The following is an 18,443-nucleotide window of genomic DNA, read 5'->3' on the forward strand; positions in this document are numbered from 1 at the left end:
GCCCTCCAGCGCCGATGGTACTTGGACCGAAGGGTCCTGGGAGAGTAGGACGCCGCCAAGCACTGAAGACCACTGTTGATTAGTCAACAGTGGTTTTTTGTTTAAGCTAAACAGAAAAAGAACACATCCCATAACATATAAAACGCTTACATTTCAGTGACATTTTTGTTACCGAAGCTTTCTTTGTTCCAAGTATAATAAGAAAGTGCAAATATTAAGCAGCTCTATAATACAATAGGACTATTAATAAATGCTAAATTTTAATTGGTTTGCGTCTTTAGATGCATGGTCAAAGGTAAGGAGGATTTACGAGATGAAGCGAATCCGGTCCTTGTGGATATTGGTCATGATTTGCCTTATAGGAATGATGCTGGCCGCTTGCGGAACGAAAGAGCCGGCTTTTGATGTTTTTGAGGGTGCCGTAATTGCAAAGAGCTTCCCCGTACCGAAGGAAGCCAATGCACCGGATAGTACAACTACAAATAGTGCCATGGATTATGTGCGCTACTCGCTGGCCGGCCTTAAAGAAAAGGAAGGCGTTCCGCAGGCATATCTTGAGGCGATTAAGGCTTGGGGATGGGAAGAGCAAACTGATGAAGGCGCCGATTCATCCCGTGTTTTTCAAAAGGATGGGATAACCGTTCATTTAACGGTTCATGACGATTATTTTATTGTGATGATTCCTAAGGAGCAGAAGACAGCTATCAAGGGACTAAAAACTAAATAGGTAATTTCAGCAGCAAATAACCTGTCTCCTGTAATAACGGAAAACAGGTTATTTTGCGCTTGCCTGAAGCAAGTAATAGGTGAGTGCACAGAAGCTGGTGCAATATTGAGTTATGTATGCTACTTGTTGTTATTGGGCGTAATAGGAGATATCCGTTGAACTAAACTTCAACATTCCTTCCTGCTCTGCACTATTGAACCGGAACAATGCGTATAACCGGGGCAGTAATAACCAAAGATGGCAGATAACCATAGACACAGTAAAAGCCGGAGGCGACCATACCACAAAAAGCGCGGCGATACAAAGACCGATCCAGAAATTATGCATCTGGACTTTGCGGAAGGTCCTGTAGCTGATGTATTGATCTGGCATGTAGCCTAACCAGGGCAGGCGCAGCGAGGATCTCCACCGCTTGGCGATAGGATGGCCGGAAATCAGCAGGACTGAACGGGATACTACATACTGGATCCAAAGAATCACCGGTGCGGCGAGCAGCATATATAAAGGGCTCCAGGGAGTTAAGAATAAGGTTTGCAGAACAATAAAAATCACCAATAGCATTATATAAGTGCGGGTAAGCCACTGGCTTAGATTTACTTTTTTGATTAGACGGTATTGGTAAAAGGTAGCTGCAGTTTTTGGATTGGATTCCATAAGAAAAGATTTTACCTCCTCATCAGTTCTCATGTTTCTAATATCGGCCGTTACCACCAATTTATTAAACACCGAGTGGCATTCACCGTTGCCTATAGTGTGGAATATATATATTTTAGGCTATGATGAATGTGAAAAATCTATGAAAGGGTTTAAAATAATAGAAGGTGTAGCATACTGTTCTTAAAAGAGTCAAGGTGGGATGATTATGGAACAGCAAACCGCACAGCCCTGCATTATTTGCGGACATATGAAAGAGGAAGGCATCGTGATTGTCTCGCATTTTATATGTGAGGATTGTGAGAGTGAAATCGTTCATACGGATGCCGAAGATGCTAAATACCGTTTCTTTATCGGTCAGATGAGGCAGATCGGCCTGCAGAAGAATGCTTAAGCACGCGGAAGCAGCAGCTAACGCAGACCAACGGCCTGGTGAGGCCGCAGATAGGTTCCGTTGTCAGGATCATTTAATCTAACGGCTTCTCTGTTATTGACGCAGGGAGGCTGTTTTGTTGCGGCCGGGAATAGGCGGTTACGCATATTTGCGTTAAAATAGAGGTAACCCCCGGGAAGGAATGAGTTATGGACAAATTACTGCCTGGCAGGGCACCTGTATATGAAATGCTTGAGCAATATAGACTGAAGGGTAATATCTCTTACCATGTGCCCGGCCATAAAAACGGACAAGCGTATAGCGGTGCGGAGTGGGCCGGTTTTCTGGGCGAGATTATGCGTTACGATGTAACGGAGATTACCGGGAGCGATGATCTGCATCATCCCGAAGGGGTTATCAAGGAGGCGCAGGAACTGGCTGCCGCTTGTTTTGGGGCTGATGAGAGTTATTTTTTGGTTGGCGGCAGCACTGTAGGCAATCTTGCGCTGATTCTTACGGTATGCCCGGAGCCGGGGATGACGATTATAGTGCAGCGCAACAGCCACAAATCAATCATTCATGGACTGATGCTGGCAGGAGCCCGTGCCGTCTTCCTGGAGCCGCAGCTTGATCCGCAGAGCGGCCTGGCGGTTGCTCCGGCAGCCAAGGCGGTACAGGCGGCCCTGGGCGCCTATCCGGAGGCGGCGGCCGTGTTGATCACCATGCCGAATTACTACGGCATGGGCAGCGACCTGGCGCCACTCGCGCAGGCCTGCCACGACAGCGGCGTGCCGCTGCTGGTGGATGAGGCGCACGGTGCGCATTACGGAATGCACCTCGCGTTTCCGGCGGGTGCACTCAGCTGCGGCGCGGACGGTGTAGTCCAGTCCACGCACAAGATGCTGCCTGCCCTGACCATGGGCGCTATGCTGCATGTGCAGGGGCCCTTGCTCGACCGCGCGTTGCTCCGCCAGCGGCTCGCCATGGTCCAGAGCTCCAGCCCATCGTATCCGCTGATGGCTTCGCTCGATCTGGCGCGCCGCCTCGTACACGTGCGGCGCGAGGAGGCCTTCACGGCGGGACTCGCCGCCGTGGACGTGCTACAGCGCGGCCTGGCGGAGCTGCCGCGCTTCGGGCTGCTGCAGCCGGCTGTGCCGCTGCAGCCTTCCGGCGGCGCAGGTGCAGCCGCCGCAGACACCGCGCCGCCGGACACAGCGGCGGCGTACGGCACCCAGGACCCCTTCAAGGCCGTCATTTATGACGCCGCCGGGGTCCTGGGGGGCTTCGAGCTGCAGCGCAGGCTCGAAGAGAGGGGGATCGTGCCGGAGATGAGCGACGCCCGGCACGTAGTTCTTGCCTTCTCGCTCGGCTCGCAGGCAGAGGAGGCAGCGCGGCTCGTGAACGCGCTGCAGGAGATTGCCGCGGAGGCTCCTCCCGTGGAAGTTCCTCCTGCAATCCGGACAGCGGATACAGCGGGCGCTCCATCCGCTGCGCAGCAGGGCCTGGCGGACGACGGACCGCAGGCCCTAAGTGAATTAGGCGGCGATAGCGGTATCGTAATTTCCACGTGGAACAATTTTAACAGCCTATCCTTCTCTGAGCCCGTCCGGTTCTCCATGAAGCCGGTGCGGTCATCGGAAACGCAAAGCGTCGCTCTTGAATATAGTGTAGGGAGGGCGGCTGCGGAGATGGTCATTCCCTATCCGCCGGGCATCCCGCTTCTCTATCCGGGCGAGATCATTACCGGAGCCATACTGCAAAGATTGACAGGACTCCGCGAGGGCGGAGCCAAATTTCAGGCCTGTACCGATCCGGCCTTACAGCATATCCTTGTATACCATACCGAGAAGGGCGGAGAAGTATAAGTGACAAGCACAGGTTTCTTCATTACATTGGAAGGGGGCGATGGTGCCGGCAAAACAACCGTAATCACCAGAATCCGCGGCTACCTTCAGGATCAGAATATTCCCTGTATAATTACCCGCGAGCCGGGAGGCATTGAGATTGCCGAGAGAATCCGCTCCATTATATTGGATCCGGCCCATACGGCGATGGATGCCCGGACAGAGGCGCTGCTGTATGCAGCGGCGCGCAGCCAGCATCTGGCCGAAGTTGTCGAGCCTGCGCTGCAGCGGGGCGAGATTGTGCTGTGCGACCGTTTTGTCGACAGCAGCCTGGTGTATCAGGGCAACGCGCGCGGTCTTGGAGTAGAAGCGGTACGGAGTATTAATCATTTCGCGACAGGCGGGCTGGCACCCGATCTTACCCTCTATCTGGATGTCGATCCTGAGGTGGGATTAGCGCGGATCGCCGCCAATCAGGAGCGGGAGGTCAACCGGCTTGATATGGAGAATTTGGCGTTTCACCAGAAGGTCCGCGATGGCTATCTTGCCATTGCCGCCGGAGAGCCGCAGCGGGTGAGCGTAATTGATGCGAATCGTCCGGTGGAGGAAGTGGAACAGGATGTGCTCCGGATGCTCAGAAAGCATATTTTAAAGGATTTTGAAGACAACTTGTCAAATAAATAAAGGGAAGCAAGTTTTGCCGCAGTAAATTCAAAAAGTAATTCTAACAAAACTGGGTTTACGCTTTCGAAGCAAGTTTTGCCGCAGTAAATTCAAAAAGTAATCCTAACAAAACTTTGAGGAGGATGCGAAATGAATTTAATTATCGCCATTATTCAGGATAAAGACAGCAACCGTCTGTCCAGTGAGCTGGTCAAAGCCAATTTCCGCGCCACCAAGCTGGCCAGTACGGGCGGGTTCCTGCGTGCAGGGAATACAACATTTCTGATCGGTGTGGATGACAGCCAGGTCGAAGCTGTGCTTGGCGTAATCCGCAACAGTTGCAAGGTGCGTGAACAGCTGGTCACTCCGGTGACGCCGATGAGCGGAACTACTGATTCCTATTTGCCGCTGCCGGTAGAAGTCCAAGTCGGCGGAGCTACAGTATTCGTACTGCCGGTAGACCGGTTTGAGCACTATTAAGCAAAGAATAACGCATTAGCGATATAAGGGCGGTAGATACCTTTGAAGATCAATCCGGGCTACAGGCCTCTAAAAAGCGAGCTAGGGAACTCCGAAGGCCCGGGAAGACCGGTGCAGCCCAAAAACTTCTCCGATGTCTTCCAGCAGCAGGGCGAACAGAAAACAATAGATGAGCTGAACCGCCAGATCAAGGATATCCAGATGCAGGGCGACCGGCTGGCCAAGTCAATGACCGTGCGGGAGCTTGCTATTTACCGGAACATGATTAAGCGTTTCCTGGAAGAAACGGCACGGCGCGGTGTAACCCTGAAGGAGACGAAGGGGTGGGACCGCCGGGGCCGGGGTAAACGTTACAAGCTGCTGCAGGAGATTGATGCGGCTCTGCTGGGGCTGGCCGACGATCTGCTGGAGAGCGAGCAGGGACGAATTGATCTGCTTGGCCGCGTAGGTGAAATCCGCGGGCTGCTGATCAACTTTTCTTTTTAAAATTGGAGGAATTTATGCCTTTTCATGATATATTGGGCCAGGAAGCGGCCAAACGGCTGCTGCAAACGGCATTGCGCAAGGATGCGGTAAGCCATGCCTATCTGTTCACAGGCCCTGCTGGCAGCGGACAACTGAAGACGGCGCTGATGTTCGCCCAGGCAATCTTTTGTACGGGTTCCGGAGACGACGCCTGCGGAGAATGCCTGGAATGCCGCAAGGTTCAGCACGGCAATCATCCCGATTTGACCGTGCTGAAGCCCGATGGGGCAAGCATCAAGATCGATCAGATCCGTGAGCTGCAGCGGCTGTTCTCTTACCGTTCAGAAGGGATTCACCCGAAGGTTTACATCATTGAGCATGCGGATACAATGACAGTGCAGGCGGCCAACAGTCTGCTGAAATTTCTGGAGGAGCCTCCTGCTCCGGCAGTCGGCATTTTGATCTCGGACAATGACACGGCCCTGCTCCCGACCATCCGGTCGAGAACCCAGCGTATCCCTTTCGGGCCGTTGAAGCCGGAGCTGATGCTGCAGGCATTGTCCGAGGAGGGCGTAGCAGCCCCGCTGGCCAAAACTGCGGTATCATTAAGTTCCGGATTAGATGGCTGCAGGGAACTTTTGGCACAGAATTGGTTTGCAGAAATGAGAAATCTAGTGTTACAATTAGCAAAGGAGTCTCTGGGCAAAAACAGCTCCACCCTGGCAACCGCAGGGCAAAAGCTGTTTAAATCCGGATTGGGCGATCATATATCCGTCCTGTTCGACATGTTCCATCTCTGGTTTAGAGATATGCTCAACTTCCTGTACCGAAGACACGAAAGCATCGTTTTCATAGATCAGTTAGATTTTATATCCAGACATGCGCGCGAGCGCAGCGACGAGCAATGGGTGGCCTACATGGAATATGCGGCGGAGAGCAAGAGAAAGCTCCGTTCCAATGCCAATGCCCAGCTTTGTCTGGAGCAGTTCTTAATCCGATTGGAAAGTTAGGGCTTATTCATTATATATCCTCCGGATCAACGCTCTTGCCTGGAAGTAAGGTTTACGGATGAGGAAGGACAAGCACGGATCATCAGGGAGCGGACTTTGCTTAGGTTCCTTTACCGGCAAACAAGGGGGTTTATTTTTGTACAGCGTAGTAGGCGTCCGCTTCAAAAAAGCGGGTAAAATATACTATTTTGATCCGCTCGATTTTCCGATTGAACAGGATCAATGCGTTATTGTCGAGACGGCACGAGGGGTAGAATACGGTAAGGTTGTCATTGGCAAAAAGGAGGTTCAGGAAGCAGATGTGGTCCTTCCCCTCAAGAAGGTGATGCGTATCGCCGGCGATGCCGACGCGCGCGTGGTCGAAGAGAACAAAGGGGCAGCCAAGGAAGCTTTTACAACCTGTTTAAATAAAATCCGCGACCATGGACTCAAGATGAAGCTCGTGGATGTCGAATTTACGTTTGACCGCAACAAAATTATTTTTTATTTCACCGCCGAAGGACGTGTCGATTTCCGCGAACTGGTGAAGGATCTGGCGAGTATATTCCGCACCCGGATTGAACTCCGGCAGATCGGTGTGCGCGATGAAGCCAAGATGCTGGGCGGACTTGGACCATGCGGACGGGTGCTGTGCTGCTCCTCCTGGCTTGGCGATTTCGATCCGGTTTCGATCAAGATGGCCAAGGACCAGAATTTGTCGCTCAACCCGACGAAGATTTCGGGATTATGCGGAAGGCTCATGTGTTGCCTGAAGTTTGAGCATGATAATTATGAAAGCATCAAAGAAGAAATGCCGGCGGTGGGCAAGTTCGTCGTTACCTCTTTAGGCGAAGGCAAAGTGGTAGGCCTGAACACCGGGAGCCGGACGGTTCATGTGCAATTGTTTGAAGTGGGCAAAGTTAAGGAGCTTCCAATGGATGATGTTGTCGTCAAGTAAACCATAAGGTTACTTTCGGGGTGGAAACTTGGAAAAGATAAATATATTTGCACACATGCAGGAGATGGAAGCGCAAATGGAGAACATGCGCCTAAGTCTTGATCAATGGAAACAGACGGTTAAGGAATTGATGGAAGACAATCAACGGCTGATGCTGGAGAATGAACAGCTGCGCAAGATCCTGAAACGGGAAGCGCCGCTGGATCCTGCGGCAGAGCAGGCGGGCGAAGCAGAGGTACTGCTTGCCGCAGGTGAGGGGCCCGGAGAGGTCGTCGGGGAAGGGTATGATAACTTGGCCCGGCTGTATCATGAAGGTTTTCATATCTGCAATGTCTATTTTGGTCATTTGCGCACAGAAGGCGATTGTTTGTTCTGTCTTTCCTTTCTTAATAAATAAGGTATTCAGCCGTAGGTTTAGCGCCTACGGTTTTTTTTGAATTTGTAAAGGAGATAACATCAATGAGAAGTTCCGACCAACCGGCAGTACAGCTGCTTCCTGCAGAGCGGGTGGACGACCTGCTTACCCATGACTTGCATATTATCCAAAGTGATGAAGTATTCAGCTTTTCCATGGATGCCGTATTATTAGCCCGTTTCGCCGGGATTCCTCCCAGAGGAAAGGTACTCGACCTATGCACAGGAAACGGCGTAATCCCGCTGCTGCTCACTACACGCACCCAGGCTTTGATAGAGGGAATTGAATTACAGCCGCGTCTGGCTGACATGGCCCGCCGCAGTGTGGCGATGAACCGGCTGGAGGAGAGAGTGACCATCCATGAGGGCGATTTGCGTGAGCTGCATTTGACCGCCGGCTATGGGGTATACGATGCTATTACGGTCAATCCGCCCTACATGCCCCTGAACGGCAGCGACCTGAAAATGAATGAACATCAGGCAATGGCCCGTCACGAGTTGGGCTGCACCCTGGAGGAAGTTATTCAAGCTGCGGTCCGGCTGGTTCGCACGGGCGGCAAAGTGAGTATGGTGCATAAGCCGCAGCGGCTCGCCGATATTATCAGCCTGATGCGCAAGTACAGGCTGGAGCCCAAGCTGATCCGCTTCGTCCATCCACGGGCCCACCTGGAGGCTAACATGGTGCTCATCGAGGCAGCACGCGACGGCAAACCGGAGGTGCGTTTGCTGCCACCGCTCATTGTATATAATGAAGATAACCAATATTGTCCTGAAATTATGACTATATACTATGGAAATCAAGAGGGAAAATCATGACCATTACAAATCAAAGCAGCTTTCAGGGAAAGCCGGACGGCAAAGGGAAGCTTTATCTGGTGGCGACTCCGATCGGTAATCTGGAGGATATGACCTACCGCGCAGTGCGCACACTGAAGGAATGCGATATTATTGCGGCAGAGGATACGAGACAGACCCGCAAACTGCTAAGCCATTTTGAGATTACGCCTTCACAGCTGTACAGCTACCACGAGCATAACAAGGCCGCCAGCGGCCCTGAACTTATCCGCTTTATAGTAGAAGGAAAAAATTTGGCCCTCGTCAGCGATGCCGGCCTTCCGGCAATTTCCGACCCTGGGGCAGAGCTGGTTCAACTGGCGATCGAACAGGGGATTGCCGTAATACCGGTTCCCGGAGCCAATGCCGCACTTTCGGCACTGATTGCCTCCGGCCTGCCGACAACGAGCTTTACCTTTGCCGGGTTTCTGCCGCGTGAGCGGAAGGACATCCGTAATGTTCTCGCCGGACTCCGGCAGGTGCAGGGGAGTCTCTTATTGTATGAATCGCCGCACCGGGTGGAGAAGACACTAGTCCATCTGCAGGAAGCGTTCGGCAACCGTAGAGTGGTGCTGGCCCGGGAGCTGACCAAGCGGTATGAGGAATTTGTGCGCGGCACGATTGAGGAATGCGGCGTCTGGCTTAAGGAACATCCTCCTCTGGGTGAGTATGTTATCGTTGTAGAAGGCGAAAGCAGAGCGGAGGCCGAGCTGGCCGGAGCGGCATGGTGGCAGGAAATGAGTATTGCCGATCATGTAAATCATTATGAAGCGGAAGGCATAAGCCGAAAAGAGGCGATGAAAAAGGCAGCCGCTGACCGGAATGTGCCAAAACGCGACATATATAATTCGTTGCTCTAGCAAAACTATTGTAATTTTACTGGAATCAAGGTAAAAAAATACCTCCCGGGATCAGCGGGAGGCCAAGGAGATATGAAAAGGTTAGAATTAACAATTTGATTAGTTCTTATTATAACCTATTTATTCTAGTTTGTCACAGGGGTAGGGATAGCAGAAATACATTCGTGGCAAACAATTTTACCTTTGAAGTAAGTCACATTCTCAGCATTGCCGCAGAAAATACAGGCGGGCTCGTATTTCTTGAGCATGATCCGTTCGCCGTCCACATAAATTTCAAGGGCGTCTTTCTCACCGATGCCCAATGTACGGCGCAATTCGATCGGGATGACAACCCGTCCCAGTTCGTCAACTTTTCTTACAATTCCTGTTGATTTCATCATAGCAATCGAAGCTCCTCTCAATTATACAAAGCGTCATGATTCGACATAGTTCACTGTTTTATGATAATTATAATACCAACCATTCCCAAAACAGTCAACCTTTTTTGAACCTAATTTTAAGGTGTTTTTAAAAAAAACTTTTAACCTGCCTAGATTTACCGGAAAGTGCATAGAGAGTACACTAGAAAAGGGTGTCGATTATAAAATATGAAATTCATCAATATTCGACAAATAACGACACTATTCTTTATTCAAACCTCCATTTCACTAAATTGGTTTAAATGATTAACAAAGGAGTTGATTGGAGTGAAGCAGCTGCTGACGGAAGAAAAGGTTTTCAAAGACCCTGTTCATAACTATATTCATGTACAGGATAGCATCATCTGGCGATTAATTAACACTAAGGAATTTCAGCGTTTACGAAGAATTCGGCAGCTTGGAACTTCATATTTTACCTTCCATGGTGCAGAGCATAGCCGGTTCTCACACTCCCTCGGTGTTTATGAAATTACACGCCGCATTATTTCACAGTTCGAACGGGGCAGTTATAGGGATTGGCTGCCGGAGGAAAGTCTGCTCACGCTCTGTGCGGCGCTGCTGCACGATTTGGGGCACGGCCCGTTCTCCCACTCCATTGAAGAGGCTTTTGAGATGGACCATGAAGATTGGACCTGCCGGATTATTATGGAGGATACCGAAATTAATACGATTCTGCGTGAAGTAGCTGCAGATTTCCCCGACAAGGTGGCGTCGGTCATTGCCAAGACCTATGAGCATGAAATTGTCGTCAATCTGGTATCCGGACCGCTCGATGCCGATCGGATGGACTATTTACTGCGCGATGCTTACTACACCGGAGTCAATTACGGCACCATTGATATTGACCGCATTCTGCGGATGCTCCGGCCCTACAACGGCAGAGTTGTGGTAAAAGAATCCGGCATGCATGCGATTGAGGATTATTTGATGTCGCGGTATCAGATGTATTGGCAGGTGTATTTTCACCCCGTCACCCGCAGTTCGGAAATTATTTTACGGCAAATCTTCCGCAGAGCTAAAGAGCTGTATCAAAGCGGCTATACTTTCGGCTTCATGCTCGAGCCTCTGCGGGAATTGTTTCAGGGCGACATCACCGTCAAACACTATCTTCAGCTTGATGAGGCGCTGGTGCAGACGGCCTTTATGCAGTGGACACAGGAGCCGGATGAGGTTCTGCGTGACTTGTGCGGGCGGTTTATTCATCGTAAGCTGTATAAATATGTAGAAATGGAGAATCTCGATTCGGAGATGATCGCGGCTATCCGCAGCAGCTTCAGGGAAGCAGGCCTGAATGCCGATTATGACCTGGAAGTAGATTTTCCGACAGATCTCCCTTATGATGTGTTCCGTCCCGGAGATGCCTTTGACAGCAAGCAGATTTTGCTGCTTGACCGGCAGGATAAGCTGAGAGAAATTTCAGAAGTGTCGGATATTGTCCGTTCCATCAGCGGAATCCACCGGGGACGGTACCATCTATATTTTCCGCAGGACAAGCTGCAGAAGGTTATTGCCCGTCTGCCGGCACATCTCTCGGCCATCTTTGCCAAGTGATACAAAAAAAACTGGAGTTTTGTATAGAAATTATGATCAAGGAGTGAATTTTGCATGATACAGCTGTTCGATACCCATACCCATCTGGATGCCCCACAATTCGACGAGGACCGGGAGCAGGTGATTGCCCGTGCGCGGGAAGCCGGCGTCAGCAAAATGATCAATATCGGATTTAACCGGGATACCATTCCGACAACCATGAAGCTCGCTGAAACCTATGATTATATTTATGCAGCGGTCGGATGGCATCCCCAGGATGCGATCGATATGAGGGAAGGGGATCTGGAGTGGATTGCTTCGCTGTGCAGTCACCCCAAAGTCGTCGCAATTGGCGAAATCGGGCTGGATTACTACTGGGATACTTCTCCCAAAGACGTGCAGCATGAAGTCTTCCGTAAGCAGATCGGACTGGCCCGTGAGCTCAAAATGCCGATCTGTATTCATAACCGTGATGCCCATGAGGATGTGGTGCGGATTTTACGCGAGGAGAAGGCCAATGAGGTTGGAGGGGTCATGCACTCATTTTCCGGAAGCTGGGAAACCGCCAAAATGTGCCTGGATTTAGGCTTCCATTTGTCGTTCGGCGGACCGGTAACTTTTAAGAACGCACGGGTACCCAAAGAGGTGCTGGCCAACACGCCGCTTGACCGTTTGCTGATCGAAACGGATTCCCCGTATTTGACACCCCATCCATTCCGTGGGAAGCGAAATGAGAGTGCCCATGTGCGCTTAGTTGCCGAGGCTGCGGCGGAAATAAAAGGGATTGATTTACAGGAATTAGCTCAAATTACGTATGCGAACGCTATGGAACGATTTGGGATTGTCTGAAATCGGAAGGAAAAGAGGCGAAAAAAAGAGTATAGCCGACCTATTAAACTTTTTTAACTTAAAAATGGCCGATTATTACAAATTTTTAATCTTTTTTTTGCGAAAACGTGGTTGAACCTTGCTTTACAAGATGCATCAAATCAGGATATCATCTTTTCAGTGCAGTGAGCTGTTGTTATTTGTGACAGCCGCCGATTCATGAATCGTCTCGCTGAGTCTCCGCTATTTCGGAGAACGGGGGAACCAATAAATGCCCTGCCGCATGTCCGTACATAGAGTACACCCAGAAATGCCGCAGACTTTATTTGATTTCTTCACGTGGTCTTTGGGGTGAATTTAGAGGCATCCGCCGTGAGCGGGTGACCCGAGATAGGGCGTCTCTCTTATGCCCGAACCCGACAGCTAACCCCGTAAGCGTAAGTAAGAGAGGAAACCTCGTGCATACCATCCCGCGTATTCAGACTTCCGGAGAAGCCACGAAAGAGTCCTCTAGTGAACTCTTTGCTGGCTTTTTTATTGTTGAATAATGCGGCGATGACCGGAATACTGTTATACAACAGCTATCTGGTCCACTATGCCGAGCAGGCGATCCATGAAACAGGAAAACGCTTTAAGAAGTGTGGGCGTATCCTGTTGCAATCTCAAACTTAGTTTTCGTCATTCAGATGCGGATTTCAGTCATCATGAGTATACAGCTTGAACGACGGGGACTATGTAAGGAGGATGGAGAGAATGGGCGTAATCCAACCAGAGGTAACCCATGATTCGCAATCATCCAGCAGGTCTATCGCATTACGGTGGAAGCAAGTGAATCCTCGCGTACTTTCGCTTGCAGGCGCGGCATTACTTGTGATCGCGCTGTTCATTCTGCTGTACGCACACGGTCAGAGCATTAAGGCCATAACTTTGGTAATAGACGGCCAGGAACAGGCGCTGGAGACGCGGGAAACGCTGCTCAGCGAAGTGCTGGCAAAGGAACAAATTTCAGTGCAGCCGCATGATGATTTATCTATAGGCCTTAGCGATGAAATACAGGACGGCGACCGTGTCGTAATTACCCGTGCGCAGAAAATCAGTCTTACTGCGGATGGAGCAACAAAGACGCTATATACCACCGAGGATTCGCTCGGTGACGCCATTGCCAAACTGGGCTATACTCTTGATGGCGATGACAAGATATTCCCTTCGCTTGAAACCGCAGTTTCTTCCGGCATGGAAGCCAAGATTGTCCGCATCACCAAGCAGAAGGTGCAGCGGACAGTAGACTTGCCTTTCCGGGTCATCAAAACCGCAGACCCTTCCCTGTACGTGGGCGACGTCAGAGTGGCGCAAGCAGGCAAGCCGGGTGTCATGATTCAGCACATCGAGAAGATCTATCAAGACGGTGAGCTGGTATCCATGAGTATGATCGGCAAAGAGGTACAGACCATTACCAAGGACAAAGTCATTGCCGTTGGTACAAAGGCTGTTCCCAAACCTGTCGTAGCGACCACTAAAACATCTACCGCATCCAAAACTACCACAAAAGCAAAAACTACAAAAACGGCTGCAGCCAGCAGCAATGTCGCACATAAGGCCGGCATCGATTTTGAATACAAGAAAGTGCTCAAAAATGTAAGTATGACCGCTTATTCATCGGAGGAGCCGGGGATCGGCACACGTACCGCTTCAGGCACACGGGTAACAGAAGGCCGAACCATTGCCGTTGATCCGAACGTCATTCCGATTGGCTGGTGGGTGTACATTGAAGGATTGGGATTCCGCCGCGCTGAGGATACCGGCGGTGCCATCAAAGGCAATAAGGTCGATGTGTATTATGATTCACTGAGCCATGCCCGTAATTTCGGACGCAAATCGCGAACCGTTTACGTGATCGGGCCTGTCAAGCCGGAGCTTGACTAAGCAGGCCAATGTCTTTTGCAATCTGATGGTTTATAAGCTATAGTGAGGGTAGCCAAGAGGGAACGGATGCTGCTCATCAGTTATACATTCTTTAGCCAAAAAGAAGAGGAGCGAATCCTCTTCTTTTTGTGTTTAGGCGCTGCGGAAGGAGTAAGACAGAAATGATCAAGGAAATGATTGTGGTGGAGGGTAAAAGCGACACAGCCGCCGTCAAACGCGCGGTGGATGCCGATACGATAGAGACAGGCGGCTCTGCGGTGGACCGCAGGGTGATCGCCAAGATTGCGCTCGCGATGGAACGCAGAGGGGTGATTATTCTCACCGACCCTGACCATGCGGGAGAGCGTATCCGCAAAATCGTCTCCTCCAAGGTCCCGGGCTGCAAGCATGCCTTCATTCCGGAGAAAGACGCGACGCGGAAGGGCGATATCGGGGTAGAGAATGCTTCGCCCGAAGCGATCCGGCATGCGCTGGCCAGGGTGCATACGGCCTTTGAAGGAGCGCCGGTACAGATCGGCCTGGACGAGCTGATGGCGGCAGGGATGCTGGTGCACCCGCGGGCCGCCGAGCGGCGGATGCTGCTCGGGAACCTGCTGGGCATCGGCTATTGCAACGGAAAACAATTGTACAAGCGGCTGGCGATGTTCGGCATATCGCCGGAAGAGTTTACAGCCGCTGTGACGCAAATTGACCAGGGGGGCATTTCGATATGAGCGGCAATGACTATATTTCTTCACCGTCGAGGACCAAAGACATCATTTCGCGGTACGGCTTTTCATTCAAGAAGAGCCTGGGCCAAAATTTTCTCATCGATCAGAACATTCTGGATAAAATCGTCTCCGCAGCCCAGCTTGACCGCAGTTCAGGAGCACTGGAGATCGGGCCGGGGATCGGAGCGCTGACCCAGCGGCTGGCCGAAGAGGCGGGAGCGGTGACTGCGGTGGAAATTGACCGGAGACTGATACCAATTCTTAAGGATCTGCTGTCCGGTTATCCACATGTGAATATCCGCAACGACGATGTGTTGAAGGTGGATCTGCAGCAGTTATTCACAGAGGATTTTGCTTCGGTGGAGAAGGTCAGCGTAGTCGCCAATCTGCCGTACTATGTGACGACGCCGATTCTGATGAAGCTGCTCGAAGAGAAGCTGCCGCTGAATAATATCGTGGTCATGATCCAGCGTGAAGTCGCCGAGCGTATGGCAGCCGCTCCGGGGGGGAAAGAGTACGGCAGCCTGAGCATTGCCGTGCAGTACTATAGCGAGCCTGAGCTGGTCTGCATTGTGCCGAAGACGGTATTTATCCCGCAGCCGAATGTGGAGTCTGCGGTAATCCGATTGAAGGTGCGGGAGCGGCCTCCCGTGGAAGTAGCTGATGAGAAGCACTTCTTTGAAGTGGTTCAAGCGGCCTTCACCCAGCGGCGCAAAACGATCGCCAATAATCTGAAGTCGCGCTTCTTCCCGGGCGAAGGGCGGGAGCGGCTGGAAGCTCTGCTGACCGAGGCCGGCATTGACGGCGGTCGCCGCGGCGAGACGCTGAGCATTGAGGAGTATGCCAGACTAAGCGCTGTGCTGCTCGCGGCCGGAATCAGGTAAAATCCGTCTCCCGTATGAACCAACCGTGACCTTTGCCCATACGATGGGGATAGAGGTGGTGTTGGAATGAATTTAGGTGATTTGGTCATTCGCAAATCCTATGGCGGAGATGTCACTTTCCGGATTGAAAATATGCTGCGGCACGGAGCGGTCATCAAGGGCACGGAATTCCGATTGCTTGCGGATGCCCCCCTGGAGGACCTGATTCAGGTGCCGCCGACCCGTGTGACCGAGCGCGGGGAGCAGGCGCGGATCAAGGCCAATGAATCGCTGTCGCGTCTGCGGAAAGACCGTCAGGAGATCAGCCAGCGCAGCGGAGAGAGCGTCTTGGGCACATGGCCGCAGTCCGCCAAGGAAGCGGCTTACTTTGAAGTTCCGGGCAAGGTGCTGCATCTCGACGGCGATTCGCTTTATTTGAACAAGAGTCTAAGCCTGTATGAGCAGCTGCGGATTCCGGCGGAAGGGCATCACGTGCATGAATCAAAAATGGCCGAAACGCTGTACCGGCTACTGCCGCGGGTACGTCCTGACATTGTGGTGATTACAGGCCATGACGGGGTGTTAAAGCAGCCGCATACCTATGATCTGTATAATATTTCAAGCTACAAAAATTCACAAAATTTTGTAGCAGCTATACAGGTTGCGCGTGAATATGAGCGTAATTTTGATACGTTGACCATTGTGGCGGGGGCTTGCCAGTCCCATTTTGAAGCTTTGCTGAGCGCAGGAGCCAACTTCGCCAGCTCGCCGGGACGGATTCTGATCCATGCGCTCGATCCTGTGTATATCGCGGCCAAGGCGGCCTTTACCTCCATCCGTGACACCGTCAATTTAGGCGATGTGCTGAATCATACGATCAGCGGCAGCCAGGGCATGGGCGGAATTGAGACACGCGGCAGCTTCCGCATCGGGATGCCCCGGCTGCAGAACTTGTCCACATTAAAGGTGACGCCATCTGTATTGTAGTTATTCGGGAAAAAGGAAACAGAAGGAAACGCCGTCTTAGAGACGGCGTTTTTTATAATGCAGACCTTTGATGCGGATAACAAGCGGTTCATAGCAAGCCCACCAAACCTTCAAAAAAAATTCGTTGACAATACATATTTACATCAACTATAATTAATTATTTAATTTGACAATGGATACTAAAAGTTGTATAATGGACAAGGAAAGAGGTGGTCGTCAGGCAATGGCTAATAATGCGCTATTGGAAATCAAACGCAGTCTCGAAGCTCACGTCGGTCAAAAGATCACTTTACGTGCTAACGGTGGCCGTCGCAAAACTGTGGAACGCACCGGTGTCCTGGAAGAAACGTACCCTTCTGTATTTATTGTCAAACTGGATCAGGAGCAGCAATCGTTTAAGCGTGTCTCCTACAGCTATGCCGACATACTTACCGAATCAGTGGAGATCACGGTTTGTGAAGAGGATGGGCAGATGCGGATCATGTATATTAAAGCTTAAGTTTCAGACAGCCCTCTGCTCAGGGGGCTGTTATTTTTTTATGCAGCCATGCGTACTGTCATCAATTATGAATGGGCTTTGGCCTCCGGCAGCATACTAACGGGGCAACACCTCATTCATCATTTGTCCATAGGGAGGTAATCCGTAATGAGCCGCAGAAGACGAAGCGTGATGTCCGATGAACTAAAGACAGAACTCGCTAAGGAGCTGGGATTCTACGATACCGTGGAGCGCGAAGGGTGGGGCGGTATCCGGGCCAAGGATGCCGGTAATATGGTGAAACGGGCCATTCAGCTGGCCGAGCAGGCCGCCGCTGCACGTAATAACATTTAGGGCGCGGCACTGGTAAGCGAAGAACGGAGGCTGTCCTTTAGGGCGGTGTCCGTTTTTCCGTTCATCCGTATAGACTTCAACTGCGGTTTCTCATATAATATGTTAAGTTGTTTGTACGGGAAAAGTGAAGGTGGGTGAACGCCTTGAAAATGTATGAAAAAGCACCGGCCAAAATTAATCTGATGCTGGACGTGCTTCATAAACGGCCTGACGGATTTCATGAGGTGGAGATGATTATGACGATGGTCGATCTTGCCGACCGTCTGGAACTGTCTGAGCTGAAGCGTGATTCCATTATCATCTCAAGCCAGGCCGGCTATATTCCTCTGGATGAGAAGAACCTGGCTTTCCAGGCGGCAAGGCTGATTAAAGAACGTTATAACGTAAAAAACGGTGTACATATTCATCTCGACAAAAGAATTCCGGTCGCCGCCGGACTCGCCGGCGGCAGCAGCGATGCCGCGGCGACGCTCCGCGGCCTCAACCGGCTCTGGCGCCTCGGCATTCCGGCGCAGGAGCTGCAGGAGCTGGGGGCCGAGCTCGGTTCAGACGTTCCGTTCTGTGTAACAGGCGGTACCGCACTGGCCACAGGCCGGGGAGAGCGGCTGACGCCCATTCAAAGTCCGCCGCAGTATTGGGTGATTCTGGCCAAGCCGCCGATCAATGTCTCGACGGCGGAGGTGTACGGGCGTGTGCGCGCCGCGAGCATAACCAATCATCCTTCCGCGCTCCGGATGCGGCAAGCGATTGAAGCGGGGGACTTTGCGGAGATTTGCGGGAATCTCGGCAACGTGCTTGAGGATGTGACCCTGAAGCTACACCCAGAGGTACAGCAGATCAAAGAAGCAATGGTTAAGCTTGGCGCTGACGGTGTATTGATGTCAGGCAGCGGACCGACTGTATTCGGTCTGGTGCAGAAGGAATCCAAAGTGGCGCGGATCTTCAACGGCCTGCGCGGATTCTGCAAGGAAGTCTATGCCGTCCGCTCTCTGGGCTAACGCAAACAGGCCAAAGTTTAGGGGCAGACGCTTGTATAAATCCGTACAAAAGTGATATTATTTGATAATAATATTCGGTTTTGGCGAGGAGC

22 protein-coding genes and 1 riboswitch are annotated in these 18,443 nt (G+C 51.4%); of the genes, 20 read left to right on the forward strand and 2 right to left on the reverse strand.

Annotated features, from left to right (window positions below; translation table 11 throughout):
- The first annotated feature begins 313 nt into the window (after positions 1–313).
- Positions 314–727: a hypothetical protein gene (locus F1381_RS26820; protein WP_151737880.1), complete on the forward strand. Its 414-nt coding sequence runs from the start codon at positions 314–316 to the stop codon at positions 725–727.
- Positions 728–856: 129 nt separating this feature from the next.
- On the opposite strand, the gene F1381_RS26825 is transcribed toward F1381_RS26820, so the two are convergent.
- Positions 857–1,381, reverse strand: a complete 525-nt coding sequence (locus F1381_RS26825) for a hypothetical protein (protein WP_151737881.1) — start codon at positions 1,379–1,381, stop codon at positions 857–859.
- A 208-nt stretch (positions 1,382–1,589) separates the two neighbouring features.
- Between F1381_RS26825 and F1381_RS26830 the strand changes: the two genes are divergently transcribed.
- The 10 genes from F1381_RS26830 to rsmI all read left to right on the forward strand — a co-directional run bounded on the left by F1381_RS26830 (position 1,590) and on the right by rsmI (position 9,261).
- The gene (locus tag F1381_RS26830) at positions 1,590–1,775 is read left to right on the forward strand and encodes a sigma factor G inhibitor Gin (protein ID WP_151737882.1); all 186 of its coding nucleotides are present in this window, start codon (positions 1,590–1,592) and stop codon (positions 1,773–1,775) included.
- Positions 1,776–1,963: 188 nt separating this feature from the next.
- The gene (locus tag F1381_RS26835; RefSeq protein ID WP_151737883.1) at positions 1,964–3,619 is read left to right on the forward strand and encodes an aminotransferase class I/II-fold pyridoxal phosphate-dependent enzyme; all 1,656 of its coding nucleotides are present in this window, start codon (positions 1,964–1,966) and stop codon (positions 3,617–3,619) included.
- A complete protein-coding gene (tmk, locus tag F1381_RS26840; RefSeq protein ID WP_151737884.1) occupies positions 3,620–4,282 on the forward strand; it encodes a dTMP kinase in 663 nt (220 codons plus the stop codon).
- Between the two features lie 129 nt (positions 4,283–4,411).
- Positions 4,412–4,741 (forward strand): cyclic-di-AMP receptor, encoded by a 330-nt coding sequence (locus F1381_RS26845; RefSeq protein WP_151737885.1) that lies wholly within the window; start codon positions 4,412–4,414, stop codon positions 4,739–4,741.
- A gap of 42 nt (positions 4,742–4,783) precedes the next feature.
- The gene (locus F1381_RS26850) at positions 4,784–5,227 is read left to right on the forward strand and encodes a YaaR family protein (RefSeq protein WP_151737886.1); all 444 of its coding nucleotides are present in this window, start codon (positions 4,784–4,786) and stop codon (positions 5,225–5,227) included.
- Between the two features lie 14 nt (positions 5,228–5,241).
- Positions 5,242–6,216: a DNA polymerase III subunit delta' gene (gene holB / locus F1381_RS26855; RefSeq protein ID WP_151737887.1), complete on the forward strand. Its 975-nt coding sequence runs from the start codon at positions 5,242–5,244 to the stop codon at positions 6,214–6,216.
- A 136-nt stretch (positions 6,217–6,352) separates the two neighbouring features.
- On the forward strand, positions 6,353–7,153 hold the full coding sequence (locus tag F1381_RS26860) for a PSP1 domain-containing protein (RefSeq protein WP_151737888.1): 801 nt from the start codon (positions 6,353–6,355) through the stop codon (positions 7,151–7,153).
- A 28-nt stretch (positions 7,154–7,181) separates the two neighbouring features.
- The gene (locus F1381_RS26865) at positions 7,182–7,550 is read left to right on the forward strand and encodes an initiation-control protein YabA (RefSeq protein WP_151737889.1); all 369 of its coding nucleotides are present in this window, start codon (positions 7,182–7,184) and stop codon (positions 7,548–7,550) included.
- 62 nt (positions 7,551–7,612) lie between these two features.
- Positions 7,613–8,383, forward strand: a complete 771-nt coding sequence (locus tag F1381_RS26870; protein WP_151737890.1) for a tRNA1(Val) (adenine(37)-N6)-methyltransferase — start codon at positions 7,613–7,615, stop codon at positions 8,381–8,383.
- Positions 8,380–9,261: a 16S rRNA (cytidine(1402)-2'-O)-methyltransferase gene (gene rsmI / locus F1381_RS26875; protein WP_151737891.1), complete on the forward strand. Its 882-nt coding sequence runs from the start codon at positions 8,380–8,382 to the stop codon at positions 9,259–9,261. Before F1381_RS26870 ends, rsmI begins: the two co-directional genes overlap by 4 nt.
- A gap of 125 nt (positions 9,262–9,386) precedes the next feature.
- Here rsmI and F1381_RS26880 read toward each other — a convergent pair whose 3' ends face one another.
- The gene (locus F1381_RS26880; RefSeq protein WP_019914502.1) at positions 9,387–9,641 is read right to left on the reverse strand and encodes an AbrB/MazE/SpoVT family DNA-binding domain-containing protein; all 255 of its coding nucleotides are present in this window, start codon (positions 9,639–9,641) and stop codon (positions 9,387–9,389) included.
- 306 nt (positions 9,642–9,947) lie between these two features.
- Between F1381_RS26880 and F1381_RS26885 the strand changes: the two genes are divergently transcribed.
- The 9 genes from F1381_RS26885 (at position 9,948) to ispE (ending at position 18,351) form a co-directional block, all read left to right on the forward strand.
- Complete coding sequence (locus tag F1381_RS26885; protein ID WP_151737892.1) at positions 9,948–11,231, forward strand: HD domain-containing protein; 1,284 nt, start codon at positions 9,948–9,950, stop codon at positions 11,229–11,231.
- 57 nt (positions 11,232–11,288) lie between these two features.
- Positions 11,289–12,059: a TatD family hydrolase gene (locus tag F1381_RS26890; protein ID WP_187355588.1), complete on the forward strand. Its 771-nt coding sequence runs from the start codon at positions 11,289–11,291 to the stop codon at positions 12,057–12,059.
- Positions 12,060–12,258: 199 nt separating this feature from the next.
- Positions 12,259–12,491, forward strand: a riboswitch (cyclic di-AMP (ydaO/yuaA leader).
- A 300-nt stretch (positions 12,492–12,791) separates the two neighbouring features.
- Positions 12,792–13,961: a resuscitation-promoting factor gene (locus F1381_RS26895; protein WP_151737894.1), complete on the forward strand. Its 1,170-nt coding sequence runs from the start codon at positions 12,792–12,794 to the stop codon at positions 13,959–13,961.
- A 161-nt stretch (positions 13,962–14,122) separates the two neighbouring features.
- Entirely contained in the window at positions 14,123–14,674 is a 552-nt protein-coding gene (gene rnmV, locus F1381_RS26900) for a ribonuclease M5 (protein ID WP_151737895.1), read from the forward strand.
- Positions 14,671–15,555 carry a 16S rRNA (adenine(1518)-N(6)/adenine(1519)-N(6))-dimethyltransferase RsmA gene (gene rsmA, locus F1381_RS26905; RefSeq protein ID WP_151737896.1) on the forward strand — a complete coding sequence of 295 codons (885 nt, stop codon included), beginning with the start codon at positions 14,671–14,673 and terminating at the stop codon, positions 15,553–15,555. Before rnmV ends, rsmA begins: the two co-directional genes overlap by 4 nt.
- 66 nt (positions 15,556–15,621) lie before the next feature.
- Positions 15,622–16,521 carry a sporulation peptidase YabG gene (gene yabG, locus F1381_RS26910; protein ID WP_151737897.1) on the forward strand — a complete coding sequence of 300 codons (900 nt, stop codon included), beginning with the start codon at positions 15,622–15,624 and terminating at the stop codon, positions 16,519–16,521.
- Between the two features lie 223 nt (positions 16,522–16,744).
- Entirely contained in the window at positions 16,745–17,020 is a 276-nt protein-coding gene (veg, locus tag F1381_RS26915) for a biofilm formation stimulator Veg (protein ID WP_151737898.1), read from the forward strand.
- 147 nt (positions 17,021–17,167) lie between these two features.
- On the forward strand, positions 17,168–17,353 hold the full coding sequence (locus tag F1381_RS26920) for a small, acid-soluble spore protein, alpha/beta type (RefSeq protein WP_151737899.1): 186 nt from the start codon (positions 17,168–17,170) through the stop codon (positions 17,351–17,353).
- A gap of 143 nt (positions 17,354–17,496) precedes the next feature.
- Complete coding sequence (gene ispE / locus F1381_RS26925) at positions 17,497–18,351, forward strand: 4-(cytidine 5'-diphospho)-2-C-methyl-D-erythritol kinase (RefSeq protein WP_151737900.1); 855 nt, start codon at positions 17,497–17,499, stop codon at positions 18,349–18,351.
- Positions 18,352–18,443 lie beyond the last annotated feature (92 nt).

Origin of the sequence: Paenibacillus tengchongensis (assembly GCF_008973665.1) — a bacterium.
Classification (GTDB): Bacteria; Bacillota; Bacilli; order Paenibacillales; family Paenibacillaceae; genus Paenibacillus_AQ; species Paenibacillus_AQ tengchongensis.

What these genes read in the sequence shown, in the direction of transcription:
- F1381_RS26820 (WP_151737880.1), top strand. Translation starts at nt 314, where the DNA reads ATGAAGCGAATCCGGTCCTTGTGGATATTGGTCATGATTTGCCTTATA.
- F1381_RS26825 (WP_151737881.1), bottom strand. Translation starts at nt 1,381, where the DNA reads ATGGAATCCAATCCAAAAACTGCAGCTACCTTTTACCAATACCGTCTA.
- F1381_RS26830 (WP_151737882.1), top strand. Translation starts at nt 1,590, where the DNA reads ATGGAACAGCAAACCGCACAGCCCTGCATTATTTGCGGACATATGAAA.
- F1381_RS26835 (WP_151737883.1), top strand. Translation starts at nt 1,964, where the DNA reads ATGGACAAATTACTGCCTGGCAGGGCACCTGTATATGAAATGCTTGAG.
- F1381_RS26845 (WP_151737885.1), top strand. Translation starts at nt 4,412, where the DNA reads ATGAATTTAATTATCGCCATTATTCAGGATAAAGACAGCAACCGTCTG.
- holB (WP_151737887.1), top strand. Translation starts at nt 5,242, where the DNA reads ATGCCTTTTCATGATATATTGGGCCAGGAAGCGGCCAAACGGCTGCTG.
- F1381_RS26870 (WP_151737890.1), top strand. Translation starts at nt 7,613, where the DNA reads ATGAGAAGTTCCGACCAACCGGCAGTACAGCTGCTTCCTGCAGAGCGG.
- rsmI (WP_151737891.1), top strand. Translation starts at nt 8,380, where the DNA reads ATGACCATTACAAATCAAAGCAGCTTTCAGGGAAAGCCGGACGGCAAA.
- F1381_RS26880 (WP_019914502.1), bottom strand. Translation starts at nt 9,641, where the DNA reads ATGATGAAATCAACAGGAATTGTAAGAAAAGTTGACGAACTGGGACGG.
- F1381_RS26895 (WP_151737894.1), top strand. Translation starts at nt 12,792, where the DNA reads ATGGGCGTAATCCAACCAGAGGTAACCCATGATTCGCAATCATCCAGC.
- rnmV (WP_151737895.1), top strand. Translation starts at nt 14,123, where the DNA reads ATGATCAAGGAAATGATTGTGGTGGAGGGTAAAAGCGACACAGCCGCC.
- rsmA (WP_151737896.1), top strand. Translation starts at nt 14,671, where the DNA reads ATGAGCGGCAATGACTATATTTCTTCACCGTCGAGGACCAAAGACATC.
- yabG (WP_151737897.1), top strand. Translation starts at nt 15,622, where the DNA reads ATGAATTTAGGTGATTTGGTCATTCGCAAATCCTATGGCGGAGATGTC.
- veg (WP_151737898.1), top strand. Translation starts at nt 16,745, where the DNA reads ATGGCTAATAATGCGCTATTGGAAATCAAACGCAGTCTCGAAGCTCAC.
- F1381_RS26920 (WP_151737899.1), top strand. Translation starts at nt 17,168, where the DNA reads ATGAGCCGCAGAAGACGAAGCGTGATGTCCGATGAACTAAAGACAGAA.